Annotated in this window: 13 protein-coding genes; 9 read left to right on the top strand and 4 right to left on the bottom strand. The window is 60.5% G+C overall.

Translation table 11 applies throughout. The features are described 5' to 3' along the window. The first annotated feature begins 80 nt into the window (after positions 1 to 80). Positions 81 to 947 (top strand): methylenetetrahydrofolate reductase [NAD(P)H], encoded by an 867-nt coding sequence (metF, locus tag ACR0JN_RS00755; RefSeq protein WP_480883471.1) that lies wholly within the window; start codon positions 81 to 83, stop codon positions 945 to 947. Positions 948 to 1175: 228 nt separating this feature from the next. After that, positions 1176 to 1844 (top strand): J domain-containing protein, encoded by a 669-nt coding sequence (locus ACR0JN_RS00750; RefSeq protein ID WP_480883469.1) that lies wholly within the window; start codon positions 1176 to 1178, stop codon positions 1842 to 1844. Between the two features lie 63 nt (positions 1845 to 1907). Here the strand turns inward: ACR0JN_RS00750 and ACR0JN_RS00745 are convergent, their stop codons facing one another. After that, positions 1908 to 2426 carry a YHS domain-containing (seleno)protein gene (locus ACR0JN_RS00745; RefSeq protein ID WP_480816693.1) on the bottom strand — a complete coding sequence of 173 codons (519 nt, stop codon included), beginning with the start codon at positions 2424 to 2426 and terminating at the stop codon, positions 1908 to 1910. 230 nt (positions 2427 to 2656) lie between these two features. Here ACR0JN_RS00745 and yghU point away from each other — a divergent pair, with 230 nt between their 5' ends. Then, positions 2657 to 3535, top strand: coding sequence for a glutathione-dependent disulfide-bond oxidoreductase (gene yghU, locus ACR0JN_RS00740; protein ID WP_480883467.1), 879 nt, complete (start codon positions 2657 to 2659; stop codon positions 3533 to 3535). A 36-nt stretch (positions 3536 to 3571) separates the two neighbouring features. On the opposite strand, the gene ACR0JN_RS00735 is transcribed toward yghU, so the two are convergent. Both ACR0JN_RS00735 and ACR0JN_RS00730 read right to left on the bottom strand, forming a co-directional pair. After that, a complete protein-coding gene (locus ACR0JN_RS00735; RefSeq protein WP_480883466.1) occupies positions 3572 to 4360 on the bottom strand; it encodes an SseB family protein in 789 nt (262 codons plus the stop codon). Further along, the gene (locus ACR0JN_RS00730; RefSeq protein ID WP_480883464.1) at positions 4353 to 4940 is read right to left on the bottom strand and encodes a uracil-DNA glycosylase family protein; all 588 of its coding nucleotides are present in this window, start codon (positions 4938 to 4940) and stop codon (positions 4353 to 4355) included. The genes ACR0JN_RS00735 and ACR0JN_RS00730 overlap by 8 nt, the downstream gene beginning before the upstream one ends. 227 nt (positions 4941 to 5167) lie before the next feature. On the opposite strand from ACR0JN_RS00730, the gene ACR0JN_RS00725 reads away from it, so the two are divergent. From ACR0JN_RS00725 to ACR0JN_RS00710, 4 genes are read left to right on the top strand one after another with little or no spacing between them, the layout of a single operon-like run. Further along, positions 5168 to 5827: an ABC transporter ATP-binding protein gene (locus ACR0JN_RS00725; protein ID WP_480816697.1), complete on the top strand. Its 660-nt coding sequence runs from the start codon at positions 5168 to 5170 to the stop codon at positions 5825 to 5827. After that, complete coding sequence (locus tag ACR0JN_RS00720; RefSeq protein ID WP_480883462.1) at positions 5805 to 7376, top strand: KpsE/RkpR family capsule polysaccharide export protein; 1572 nt, start codon at positions 5805 to 5807, stop codon at positions 7374 to 7376. Before ACR0JN_RS00725 ends, ACR0JN_RS00720 begins: the two co-directional genes overlap by 23 nt. A gap of 5 nt (positions 7377 to 7381) precedes the next feature. Next, positions 7382 to 8215 (top strand): 3-deoxy-8-phosphooctulonate synthase, encoded by an 834-nt coding sequence (kdsA, locus tag ACR0JN_RS00715; RefSeq protein WP_480883460.1) that lies wholly within the window; start codon positions 7382 to 7384, stop codon positions 8213 to 8215. A 15-nt stretch (positions 8216 to 8230) separates the two neighbouring features. Continuing rightward, the gene (locus ACR0JN_RS00710; RefSeq protein ID WP_480883458.1) at positions 8231 to 9727 is read left to right on the top strand and encodes a phosphomannomutase/phosphoglucomutase; all 1497 of its coding nucleotides are present in this window, start codon (positions 8231 to 8233) and stop codon (positions 9725 to 9727) included. A gap of 23 nt (positions 9728 to 9750) precedes the next feature. Here the strand turns inward: ACR0JN_RS00710 and ACR0JN_RS00705 are convergent, their stop codons facing one another. Further along, positions 9751 to 11703: an AsmA family protein gene (locus ACR0JN_RS00705; protein ID WP_480883456.1), complete on the bottom strand. Its 1953-nt coding sequence runs from the start codon at positions 11701 to 11703 to the stop codon at positions 9751 to 9753. 93 nt (positions 11704 to 11796) lie between these two features. On the opposite strand from ACR0JN_RS00705, the gene rimO reads away from it, so the two are divergent. Together rimO and ACR0JN_RS00695 are read left to right on the top strand one after the other, a co-directional pair. Then, positions 11797 to 13185 (top strand): 30S ribosomal protein S12 methylthiotransferase RimO, encoded by a 1389-nt coding sequence (gene rimO / locus ACR0JN_RS00700; RefSeq protein ID WP_480883454.1) that lies wholly within the window; start codon positions 11797 to 11799, stop codon positions 13183 to 13185. A 90-nt stretch (positions 13186 to 13275) separates the two neighbouring features. Further along, positions 13276 to 13635 carry a hypothetical protein gene (locus tag ACR0JN_RS00695; protein ID WP_480883453.1) on the top strand — a complete coding sequence of 120 codons (360 nt, stop codon included), beginning with the start codon at positions 13276 to 13278 and terminating at the stop codon, positions 13633 to 13635. Positions 13636 to 13641 lie beyond the last annotated feature (6 nt).

The raw sequence follows: 13641 nt of genomic DNA, 5'->3' as shown, positions 1-13641 counted from the left end.
ATGTTGTTCTTGAAGAATATGAGTTTGTCTCACATTGCCCGCCATGGCACAAGGGCGCAAGCGCATCCAGTGAGGCACCGATGATCAAACCCGATATCTCTTTCGAATTCTTCCCGCCCAAGACGTTGGAGGCCTCATTCCGCCTGTGGGACACGGTTCAGACCCTTGCCCCGCTGGAGCCGCGCTTTGTCTCGGTGACATATGGCGCAGGCGGGGCCACGCGGGAACTGACCCGAGATGCGGTTGCGACCCTGCACAAGTCTTCGGGCTTGCCGGTTGCGGCGCATCTGACCTGCGTGGATGCCTCGCGCCAGGAAACTCTGGAGATTGCCGATGCCTTTGCGAAAGCGGGCGTTCAGGACATCGTGGCCTTGCGCGGCGACCCGCCGAGCGGTCAGGACCGGTTCAAGCCGCATCCCGAGGGGTTTGCAAACTCGATCGAACTGATATCCGCGCTGGCCGAGACCGGCAAATTCAACATCCGCGTGGGCGCCTACCCTGAAAAACACCCCGAAGCCCGCGACACGGCGGCGGATGTCGACTGGCTAAAGGCCAAGCTGGATGCTGGCGCCGACGAGGCGCTAACCCAGTTTTTCTTCGAGGCCGAGACCTTTTTCCGCTTCCGCGATGCCTGCGCCAAGGCCGGGATCGACAAGCCGATCGTGCCCGGCATCCTGCCGATCGAGAACTGGAAGGGCACTCGCAGTTTCGCCAAGCGCTGCGGCGCGCGTGTCCCGGGCTGGCTTGAAGATGCCTTCGGAAAAGCGGTGCGCGATGATCGCGAAGACCTGCTGGCCACCGCAATCTGTACCGAGCTGTGTTCAGACCTGATCGAAGGCGGTGTGGACAAGCTGCATTTCTACACGCTGAACCGCCCGGAGCTGACCCGCGACGTCTGTTTCGCGCTGGGAATCACGCCCAAGGCCGAACTGCAGAACGTCGCCTGAGCCCCGAACTCCCCTGTACTTGCCCGGATCGCCCTGCGATCCGGGTGTTTTTTGTGTTCGACAATGGCAAATCACCTGCATCCGCGCGCGCTAGTCTGCTGAGCGTGGCTGACAATCCCTGCGCCGCCGCGCCATTGTTCTCTGCAACTGCTTAAATTTCAGGCAAAATTTGACAAAGCACCAACATTCGACAAAGTGAAATTGTGTTGTTTAATGAGTGAGTTGGTTATGGAACCTGTCGATAAGATCAGGGCGCGACGTGATGCGCTGGCGGATCTTGGGTTGGACCCCAATGCCAGTGCGGACGATATCCGGGACGCCTGGCGACAGATCGCCTTTCATGCACATCCCGATCATACCAGCGGGAATTGTGCGAATTTCTCCCGCGCCAAGGCGGCCTATGATTTCCTGCGCAAGCAAGGTCTGACGGTCAAAGGCGCGGCCGGGTCTGCGGCGCGGATGCCGCGCAGACCGCGTTTGAAGAAACGTCTTGTGGAATTGCCGCAGGACGATATCGCGACCTGCAAAGCCATGCTTGGCGCGGACCGGGCCCTGGCGCACAACCCCGAGGCAAATAACGCCGGATCGGAAGATCAGACACAAATCGCATCGGATCACGTGCCAGACGCGGTGGGCTGTTTCGGCCGCCACTTGACCTATTTCGTGACCACCCCGGTCTGCACTGGTGCAAACCGCGTGGCGCTGCCGACCTCGGTTTTGACCGGCGGGCGCACCATCGAAACTGAAGTCCTGAGCTTCCAGTCTAAAGATTCCGGTTCAGGCGAGGTGGTTGTGCCCGACACGATCCGGGAACGAAAATTTCCGGGCGCAAAAAGCGTACGGATCAGGTTCGAGGCCGATCAGGAAACCCGTGACGAATTCTGGCTGAGCGCGTGATCGGCCACGAAAGTGCCCGGCTCTTTCGGGGGGAGAGCCGGGCTGGGACAGGCGACCCGCGCCTTAGTTGGCCACGGGGCCTTCCGAGGTAAACTTAGGGATGACATTGGTCGAAGCCGCCGCGCCTTCAATGCCCGGCCAGTTGCCTTCGGCCAGGTTGATATTGCCGGGGATGTCTTCTTCGAAGAAGCCGACCACGACATCGGTGATGTTCAGGTAAAGCTTGTCATCGACGATCCGCCACAGGTTCGGATTGGCCGGAACCTTGCCGCCACGCGATACGCCATAGGCGCAATGGCCATCATATTGCGGCGCGTAATAAGCCGGGTTTTCCAGGAATTTGTCACGGTTTTCTTCCGTGGCAAAGGCCCAGGTGGCACCGTTATATTCTGCGGTGATATCGGCGTTGCCGCGCACACCTTCGGGCTGGGCCTGTCCAACAGCAGCCTGATCAAGGTCGCGATAGGCGACAACATCATATCCCGACACGGCAAACCCGGTGCCATCGACATATTGCGGGCCAGCAAATGCCGGCACGGCCAAAACCAGTGCCGTCGCAAGAGACAGGGCAAAGCGTTTCATGGGGTCATTCCTTTTACTTGTTTCAGAGTGCCGTACCGGCATGACTGACAAGACAATAAGCGATTCCTGTCCGCTGCGTAGTCCCCCTCGCGCCGCTGTGACCGGGATGGGTATTTTATGCGAGGTTTATTACAGAACTGGCTCGATTGATGGGTTGGACTCTGGCTTTTAGGGCATTAGCTCTAGAAAGGCCGGGCTCGCGGCCCCGGCAGTCGCAAGAAAGGCACCACATGAGCGATCAAACCACTTACACCCCCCCGGCGGTCTGGACATGGGACAGCGAAAGCGGCGGGCGGTTCGCAAATATCAACCGGCCCATTGCCGGTGCTACCCATGACAAGGACCTGCCGGTCGGACGCCACCCTTTGCAGCTTTATTCACTGGCCACCCCCAATGGCGTCAAAGTGACCGTCATGCTGGAAGAACTGCTGGCCCTTGGCCATGAAGGCGCTGAATACAACGCCTGGCTGGTCAACATTGGTGAAGGCGACCAGTTCAGCTCGGGCTTTGTTGGGGCGAATCCCAATTCCAAAATCCCTGCCCTGTGGGATCGGTCCAGTGATGACCCGGTGCGCGTGTTCGAAAGCGCCTCGATCCTGTTTCATCTGGCCGAGAAGTTTGACGCCTTCCTGCCGAAATCGGGGCCCGAACGCGCCGAGGTCATGAACTGGGTGTTCTGGCAGATGGGCAGCGCGCCGTATCTGGGCGGCGGGTTCGGGCATTTCTACGCCTACGCGCCCGAGAAGTGGGAATACCCGATCAACCGCTTCGCGATGGAGGCCAAGCGCCAGTTGGATGTTCTGGATCGGGAACTGGCCGACAAAACCTATATCGCGGGCGAAGACTACACCATCGCAGATATGGCGATCTGGCCGTGGTACGGGCAACTGGTTCTGGGGCGTCTCTACAGCGCAGCCGAGTTTCTTGATGTTGAGTCCTACAAGAACGTCATGCGTTGGGCCATGATGATCGACGAACGCCCCGCAGTGCAGCGTGGCCGTATGGTCAACCGGTCCTTCGGTGAGCCCCACATGCAATTGCACGAGCGTCACGAGGCCAGCGATTTCGAGACCCGCACACAGGACAAGCTGGAACCGGCGGCGGAATGACACTGAACCTCGCGGCGCGATAGGTGCCGCGTGGGTTTACCTGAGAACTGGGGGTTTGTCCGGGTTGCTTCCGGGCGCCTCGCGCACCGGGTTGGCTGGCTCGGGCTGCGGTAGATCGAACCGCAAACCGGTTTTGGCCAACAACGCGGCGACAGTGTCCTCGGGTGCGAAGAATCCGACATCCATTGCGCCTGCCTCGACGCCCGAAAAGGTCAATGCCTCGGACGCGGCTTTGGCCAGCGCGGGTTCTGCGCCTTCGACCACCCCGACGAACCCCAGCATGTGCCCGGCGGCACCGTCCTGCGATTTAGTCGCCACCAGATATGCCGCTTGCGCCAAACCGCCCGCCGTTGCGAGTTTGGCATCCAAAGCCGCCAAAAGCGTATCGGGAAGACCGGCGGGCGGCAGGAATTCCGCAAGTCTTTCCTGAACCTCTTCCGGCCTATGCTGTAGTGTTTCAGCCAGCCAGCCCAGCGCCTCGGACGGGATCAGCATCGAGGACGGCGCGGTTTCAAGGTTCAACCCCAACCCAATCCCCTGCCCCGCCAACATCGCCGACAACACCCGCCCGGAAAGCGCAACGTAGGGCACTGGACGTCCGGCAAACTGCGCCAGCCGATCCTCGCGGTCGAAGGCCAGCACAAAGCGCCCATCGGCCACGTCAAACAGCTCGGGTGAGATGTTGTCGCCCTGCGCCTCTTCCGTCAGCATCAGGAACAGCTCGCTGTCGGCCAGCCGTTCGAAGAACCTCAGCCGGGCGGCATCGTCCTGTGGGGTGGCCGTCATCGCGGCATGGGCTGTGTCCAGCGCCGTGGTCTCAGTCATTCAGTACCTCTTGCACCCGAGCGCGCAGAACCGGCAGCAACTCGGCCTCGAACCACGGGTTTTTCTTAAGCCATGCCGTATTCCGCCACGAGGGATGAGGCAAGGCAAAGACCCGCGGCCCATGGTCCCGCCAGTTCCGAACGGTTTCAGTGACCGAGGTGCGCGCACCCAGATGGTATTTGTGCGCGTGTCCGCCCACCAGCACCGTCAAGGGCACTTGTCCCAGTTCCTGCATCACCCGGTCATGCCACGTCTTGCCGCAAATCGCAGGCGGCGGCAGGTCGGCATTGCGCGCATCATAACCCGGGAAACAAAAGGCCATCGGCACGATGGAAACGCGCGCGCGGTCGTAGAAAACCGTGTCATCAATCCCCAACCAATCGCGCAAACGATCCCCGGACGGGTCGGTGAAGGGCTGGCCCGACTCATGCACCCGCGCGCCAGGGGCCTGACCAGCGATCAGGATCGGAGTGCCCGGTCGAAACCAAACTACAGGCCGGGGCTGGTGGGCGGTGGCTGTTTCGGCGAACTGGTCGGCGCATAACCGGCAGGCGCTGATCTCACGGGCCAAAGAATTCATCTGATCTCAAGATTTCCTGAACTAGGGTCAGAGCATGGTACCTGAAACAGATAAGCGCTATGTCCCCGTCGTCCAACACCCGACCCGATGAGCGATTGGTCAACACCAGCCGAGCGCATTGATCATTTGTTTCAAAATTCGACATAATGTGGCCAATATGGGCCGGTAAGGTTATCGCTTCATCGCCGTCCATAAGAGCGAAAAAGAAAATGAGCAGCAGGCCGTGAATGCTTGAGTTCGAGAATGTCAGCAAGTCCTTCTGGACCGGGACCAGCCGCAAGGTGATCCTGGACAGGGTCTCATTCCGGATCGAGCTTGGCAAATCGCTGGGCGTGCTGGCCCCGAACGGAACCGGAAAAACCACGCTGATCAACATGATGGCCGGGCTTGAGAAACCCGACGAAGGGGTCATCCGTCGCGACTGCCGCGTGTCGTTCCCGATGGGGTTTACCGGCGGCGTCTCTAACAAGATGTCAGCGCTGGAAAACGCACGCTATATCGCCAAAATCTACGGCATGGACCCGGATTATGTTGAGGCCTATTGTAACTGGCTGTGCGGCCTTGGCGAGTATTTCAACCAACCGCTGGCGACTTATTCGTCAGGCATGCGGGCGCGGTTCACCTTTTCGCTGATGCTGGCGCTGGATTTCGACATGTACCTGATTGATGAGGGCATGCCCTCGACAACGGATGTCGAGTTCAACAAGAAAGCGGGTTCGATCCTGCAGGAACGGCTGCGGACCACGACGCTGGTGATCGTGTCCCACAGCCCCGCAACGCTGGAAAAATTCGCCCAGCAGGCCGCGGTTCTGCTGGACGGGCAGCTTTACATGTTCGAAACCTTGGAAGAGGCAAAACAGTTATATGACTACGAAACCCAAGGTTAAGAAATACAACTGGCGGCGCAAGGCGCAGACCGAGGGCAGCGCCGAAGCGCGGTCCGAGGCGATGGCGCGCATCCGCAGTGCAACGCAGGGCCCTGCCGCCGCGAATGAGCCGCAGGCAGGCTCCGAGCTGGATGAGATCAAGCGCGAGGGCCTGACGGGCCGCCAATTGCGCGTCGCCCGGCGGCTGGCGCAGAAACACGGGCTGGCGGCGACCTCGGACTATGACGCGGTGCGCCTGCTGCGGAAACAGGGCATCGACCCGTTTGAACGGACAAACTTGCTTGATCTTGCCGCGCAGAAAAGGCCCGAGGATGCGGCAAAAGACAAGGTAAATATCCAACTGCCGCAAACCATCCGGGAAGAAACCAAAAACCTGCCGGGGCCCGAAATGAGCCCGGCAGATCGCCGCAATCTGGAAATCGGCCAGATTCAGAAGGACATTGCCAAGCGTCGCCGCCGCAAGCTGTTTGCCTTGTTCGCGCGTCTGGCTGTCTTTGTATTCCTGCCGACCTTCATAGTTGGTTTCTATTTCTACCGCATCGCGACCCCGATGTACGCCAGCGATTCCGAATTTCTGATCCTGCAGGCGGATGGCGGCCCCGGCAGCATTGGGGGCCTTCTGGCCGGAACCCAATTCGCCACCACGCAGGATTCGATTTCCGTGCAGTCCTTCCTGGAATCCAAAGAGGCGCTGCTGCTGCTGGATCAGGACGCCGGATTCTCTGAAGTGTTCAAACAGGACTGGATCGACCCGATCCAACGGCTGGCCCCGGATGCGACGCTGGAAGACGCCTATAAACTGTTCAAACACATGATCACCATCGGCTATGACCCGACCGAAGGCGTCATCCGGATGGAGGTCGCCGCCCCCGATGCGCTGACCTCGACCGCGTTTTCCGAGCGGCTGATTTCTTACGCCGAAGAGCGTGTGAATGCCCTCTCCGAGAAAAAGCGCTCGGACCAGATGCGCGATGCTCTGCAAAGCTTTGAGGATGCTCAGGGTGCCCGCAGGCAGGCGCAGGAGGATCTGATCGAACTGCAATTGCAAGGCGCGGTGCTGGACCCTGAAAACGTGATTGCAGGCCTACGAGGCCGCATCAATGAGATCGAGATCCTGCTGCAGGACAAAGAACTGGAACTGGCCGCTCTGAATGACAACCTGCGCCCAAACAAGGCCAAGGTCGACGGCGTCAGCGCCGATATCGCCCGGCTGGAAAAGGTGCTTGCGGAACTGAATGCCGAGATGCTGGACGCCTCGGCAGGCGAAAACTCGCTGGCGCGGCTGAGCGTCCGGATTCAAATGGCGCAGGCCGATCTGGCTGCCCGAGACCTGATGCTGCAAACCGCCATGCAGCAAATGGAGGCCACCCGGACCGAGGCCAACCGGCAGGTGCGCTATCTGACCGTCTCGGTCAACCCGGTACCCAGTCAGGAACCGACCTATCCGCGCAAGTTCGAAAATACGATTTTGGCTTTCCTGTTGTTTGCTGGTATCTACCTGATGATCTCGCTTACCGCGTCGGTCCTTCGTGAACAGGTATCCTCGTAAGACACATGAAACATGTAAAAATCTCCGACCTGACGGTCGGCAATGACCTTCCGCTGACCCTCATCGCCGGTCCCTGCCAGCTTGAAACTGCGGATCACGCCCAGATGATCGCTGGCACCATGAAAGAGGCCTGCGATGCCGTGGGGGCGCAGTATGTGTTCAAGGCCTCGTATGACAAGGCCAACCGCACCTCGCTGTCCGGCAAACGCGGTATGGGGATCGACGCCGGGCTGAAGGTGCTGGACGATATCCGTAAGACGATGGGCATCCCTGTGCTGACCGATGTCCATACCGAAGCTCAATGCGCCATCGCGGCCGAGGCTGTGGACGTTCTGCAAATCCCCGCATTCCTGTGCCGCCAGACCGACATGCTGCTGGCTGCCGGGAACACAGGCAAGGCGGTGAACGTCAAAAAGGGTCAGTTCCTGGCACCGTGGGAAATGCCGAATATCGTCACCAAAATCGAAAGCACCGGCAACCAGAACATCCTGCTGACCGAGCGGGGGACCTCGTTTGGCTACAACACGCTTGTCGCCGACATGCGCGGGCTGCCGCAGATGGCGCAAACCGGCTATCCGGTTGTCATGGACGCAACCCATTCGGTGCAACAGCCAGGTGGCAAAGGCGGGTCCTCGGGCGGGCAGCGGGAATTCGCGCCGGTGATGGCGCGGGCGGCGGTGTCCTTGGGGATCGGCGCTGTTTTCATCGAAACCCATCAGGACCCGGACACCGCGCCCTCGGACGGACCCAACATGATCCCGCTGGATCAGATGGGCCAATTGATTGACACATTGATGCGCTTTGATGCGCTCGCCAAAGCGAATCCGATTCAAATTTAACGATTGAGACCAGTTATGACCAAACCCTTGCCTGAGGTGACACCCAACACCTGGAGCTTTCTGCGCGACGCGATGATCAAACCCACCGGGTTCCGCGAATATGACGCGCGCTGGAAATACCCCGATGAGATCAACCTGCCCGGCATGACCGCCCTTGGACTGGGGCTGGGCACCCAGATGCATAAGCGCGGGATCGCGCCGGTGATTGCGGTGGGCAATGACTATCGCGACTATTCGCTGTCGATCAAAAACGCGCTGATCCTCGGCCTGATGCAGGCGGGGATTCGGGTCAAGGATATCGGCCCCGCGCTCAGCCCCATGGCCTATTTCGCGCAGTTCCATCTGGATGTGCCTGCGGTGGCGATGGTGACGGCCAGCCACAACCCGAATGGCTGGACCGGTGTAAAAATGGGATTCGACCGCCCGCTGACCCATGGCCCAGATGAAATGTCGGAACTGCGCGACATCGTCCTGAACGGCGAAGGCGTCACCCGCCCCGGCGGCGCGTATGAGTTCGTCGAGGGCGTGAAAGAGGCCTATATCGACGATCTGGTCGGCGATTTCAAAATGTCCCGCCCACTCAAGGTGGTTTGCGCCACGGGCAACGGTACTGCCTCGGCCTTTGCGCCCGAGATTTTCGAACGGATCGGGGTTGAGGTCGTGCCCAGCCACAACCGGCTCGACTACACCTTCCCGAACTACAACCCCAACCCCGAGGCCATGGAGATGCTGCACGACATGGCCGACACCGTGAAATCCAGCGGGGCCGATCTGGCGCTTGGCTTTGACGGGGATGGCGACCGCTGCGGTGTTGTCGATGATGAGGGGGAAGAGATTTTTGCCGACAAGGTCGGCGTCATCATGGCGCGCGATCTGGCGCGGCTGCATCCGGGCTCGACCTTTGTGGCGGATGTGAAATCCACCGGCCTGTTTGCCAGCGACCCCGAGTTGCAGGCGCATGGGGTCAAGGCGGATTACTGGAAAACCGGCCACAGCCATATGAAACGGCGGGTCAAGGAAATCGGCGCTCTGGCCGGGTTTGAAAAGTCGGGCCACTACTTTCTGGCCGAACCCATCGGGCGCGGGTACGACTGCGGCATGCGCGTGGCGGTCGAGATTTGCAAGCTGATGGACCGCAACCCGGACAAAAGCATGTCGGACCTGCGCAAGGCGCTGCCTAAAACATGGTCCACCCCCACCATGTCACCCTATGCCGCCGATACCGAGAAGTACGACATCCTGAAGCGCCTCGTCGACAAGCTGGTCGCCAAGGGCGACGCAGGTGAACCCTTTGCGGGCCGGGCGATCAAAGAGGTGGTCACCGTCAACGGCGCGCGGGTCATTCTCGACAATGGCAGCTGGGGTCTGGTGCGCGCCTCGTCGAACACGCCTAATCTGGTTGTCGTCTGCGAAAGCAGCGAGAGCGAGGCCGAGATGCGCGCGATTTTCGCCGATATCGACGCTGTCATCCGCACCGAGCCCGGTGTTGGCGACTACGACCAGACCATCTGATCTTTGAACCTGTTTGGTGCCGCTCAGTCGGCACCAAACAATTTCAGCAGGCCTTTCTTGGCTTCTTCCTCAAGCTTTTTCTTAAGGGCGTCTTCGATCTGACCGGTGTCTGTGACCGTGGTGTCCAACTCGCTGCCGACCTTGTCCAGAACCTTTTGCTTGGCGTCGCCCTCAAGCTCTTTGATCTTGCCCTCGGCGGCGGCCTCGATGACCTTGGTCAGGTCTGGCCGGATCGACGGGTTGCTCCACGGGCCGACGATGCGCACGGGCACGGATATGCCCTTGCCGGAATTGGCGCGCAGGGCAACCGGGGTAAACAGGTAGTCGATGTTGCGCGCGCCCAGCCCCACGGTTCCGGTGCCATCGGCGCGGAAGTTGTTCAGCAGCATCAGCAGGTCATTGTTGGTCATCACACCTTTGTCGATGGTGAAACTGCCCGACAGGCTGTTGAACACAGTGGTTCCGCCCGAGCCGCCGCCCTGCCCCATCAGGCGGTCCAGATCAAAACCCGCGATCACGCCCTTGCCCACATCCAGACGTCCCTTGCCGGACAGCGAGTTCATGATCTGCTGCTCGGTCTGTCCGACGCCCAGAAACTCGAAGCTGCCCGATCCGGTGCCGGACAGGCGCTCGACGCCAGCAAGCGCAGACAGGGCCTGTTGGATATCCAACCCGCTGGCCTGAAAATTGCCGCCAACGGACAGGCCGTTGCGGTTGTTGGCCACGACCTGCCCGGTCAGTTGCCCGGAAAACAGCGTGGCGGGCTGCATTTGAAGAACCGCACGCGACCGGTCGAGGCTCAGCGTCAGATTGCTGGGGCCGAGGGTCAGATCAGGGACAGCGATGGATTTGGCCGTCAGGCGGATGTTGCCATTGGCCAGGGCAAGGGCAGAGGCGTCGATCGGGGCCGTTGACCATCCATCGGCTGTTGATGCGCCCCCCGACCCCCCACCTGAACCTGCAGCGGGTTCGGCAAACCGGGACAGATCGAGGTCTCCGGCGTCCAGACGGGCCGTGATATGCGGCGGGTCCGAGATCACGATATCGGCCTCACCCGCAAAACGGTTATGGTCCAGATTCGCCACCATATCCCGCAGCGAGACGCGGCCATCTTTGGTGTATGTCATCTGCCCCGAGACATCCGCAACGCGCCCTAACCCCAGTGGAACGCTGACTCCGGCCTGACCAAACGCGGCCAGCATCCTTTCGGTGTTTCTGGCCACGACCTGCGTTTTGCCGTCCATCTCCCCGGCAATGTTGACGCGCCCGTCAAACCCGATTTCTCCGCCCGGGGCCTGCAGTTTCAGGTCAAGCGGCGTGACAGCACCGGAAGAAAACGCGGGCAGGTCCGGCAGCTTCAGGTCGACTTGCACTGCCCCGCCGGGCACCGCCATATTTGCCGCCATCACCATCGGGGCGGTCACATCCGGCCAACTGGCCGACAGGTTGACCCCGGCGAAATCCATCTTGGTTACGCCGTTTTCGATATAGATCAGCCGTGCGTTGGTCAGTTCCAGCCGGTCCAAAGTCACAGGGCGAGAGTCCTGCGGCGCGGCGCTGCTTGTACCGGCAGAGGTGGTCGTGGCGGCGACAGGAACGCGCAGCTCCCAATTGCCGCGCCCTCGCGACAGTTCCAGCCGCAGCAGTGGTTTCTCGGCAAACACGCGTTTGATCTTAAGATCGCCCGACAGCAACGCGGCAGCATCGACGCCAACGGCAAGGCTGTCGGCGCTCAGCATCGGTTCGGGCCCGGCCCATTCGGCGTTGCCAAAGGTCACGGGGCCGGTCTCCATGCCAAGGATCGGCCAGAAGGAAATCTTCACATCGCCGGACAGGGTCAGGTCCCGGCCCGTTTCGGCGCGCACCTGTTCAGTCAGAATGGCGGCCAGCTTGTCGCCCGGCATCAGAAGCAGCGCCCCGACGACCAGCCCGAACACGGCCACAAGAATAAACAGGATGCGCAACAGCCACTTCATTTTCTGCTCTCCGCCTTTTGGCTTGTTTGAATTAATCATTCAAACCGCGCGCGACATTTGCAAGGGGAAGCTTTCCCCACTATATGCCGCGCCATGACCACGAACCCGCCGAACCTCCGCCCCGACCTGGCGCCCGCCGCCCGGATTTCCGACGCGCCCCGCGCGAACCAGCCGACCATCGGCATGGTCTCGTTGGGCTGTCCGAAGGCGCTGGTCGATAGCGAGCGTATTCTGACCCGCCTGCGTGCCGAAGGATACGGCATTTCGCCCGATTATGCGGGGGCGGATGCCGTGATCGTGAATACCTGTGGGTTCCTCGACAGCGCCAAGGCCGAGTCGCTGGATGCAATTGGCGAGGCTTTGGTCGAAAACGGCAAGGTCATCGTTACTGGCTGCCTGGGGGCGGAGCCGGACTATATCCGTGAACACCACCCGCGCATCATGGCCGTCACCGGCCCACATCAATACGAGCAGGTTCTGGATGCGGTTCACGTGGCCGTTCCGCCCGACCCGGACCCGTTTGTCGACCTGCTGCCCGCCAGCGGCGTGAAACTGACCCCGCGCCATTACAGTTACCTCAAGATTTCCGAGGGCTGTAACCACAAATGCCGGTTCTGCATCATCCCTGACATGCGCGGCAAACTGGCCAGCCGCCCGGCCCATGCGGTTCTGCGCGAGGCTGAGAAGCTGGTCGATAACGGCGTGCGCGAGTTGCTGGTGATCTCGCAGGATACCTCGGCCTATGGGTTGGATCGCAAATACGATGTGAACCCGTGGAAGGACCGCGAGGTTCGCAGCCACATCACCGATCTGGCGCGTGAATTGGCGCGGTTGGATGCCTGGGTGCGGCTGCACTACGTCTACCCCTACCCGCATGTGCGCGAGTTGATCCCGCTGATGGCGGATGCGGGCTGCAATGTGCTGCCTTATCTGGATATCCCGTTCCAACACGCCCACCCGGACGTTCTGAAACGCATGGCACGCCCCGCAGCGGCGGCCAAAACGCTGGATGAGATCCGCGCGTGGCGCGAAGTGTGCCCCGATATCACCCTGCGCTCGACCTTTATCGTGGGTTATCCCGGCGAGACCGAGGCCGAGTTCCAGACCTTGCTGGATTGGATGGACGAGGCACAACTGGATCGCGTCGGCTGCTTCCAATACGAGAACGTCGATGGCGCGCGGTCGAACGATCTGCCCGATCACGTTCCTGCCGAGGTCAAACAGGACCGCTGGGACCGGTTCATGGCAAAGGCGCAAGCGATCTCAGAGGCCAAACTGCAGGCAAAGGTCGGTCAGACCATCCAGGTTATCGTGGATGAGGTCGATGACGAGGCCGCAACCTGCCGCACCAAGGCAGACGCGCCCGAGATCGACGGAAACCTGTTCATCGACGAGGGTTTCGCGCATCTCAAACCCGGCGACATCGTCTCGGTCGAGGTTGACGAGGCCGGGGAATACGACCTGTGGGGCAAACTGGTCTGAACAAGCGGTCTGAGAAAAGCGTGACCCGAGTTTATTGGTAAGCGCCGCCCCCCGTACCGATATTGGACATGAAACCAAACGGAGGGTGTCATGTTCAGCAGATTTCCAATCGCTTCAATATGCGCGCTGTCTGTGCTGGCTGCGTCTCTTACCGGCTCAGCCGCCGTTGCGCATCATATCGAAAAGAAAAGCGCGGCCATTATCATCGTGGGCGGTAAGGACGCGGGCATCAAGCTGCACAGTCAGCACCCGATAAAACGCCACTATTTTGTGCCCAAGACCAAACATTCCGTTAAAAAGCACGGGGTTCACCACCGGAAGACGGTTAAGAAACACCATCGTTCCGGGTTGAAACGGCACAAGTTCGGGCGCTATCCGCACAAGTCAAACAAGCGTTACGGGCGCAGGTCGCTTGGGATCAAGAAGAAGTACCGTTTCAGAAAATACTGACCCGGC

This window comes from Ruegeria sp. G12 (genome assembly GCF_056533565.1).
Note: the sequence above shows the minus strand (reverse complement) of the source record. Positions and strands in the feature narration are given on the sequence as shown.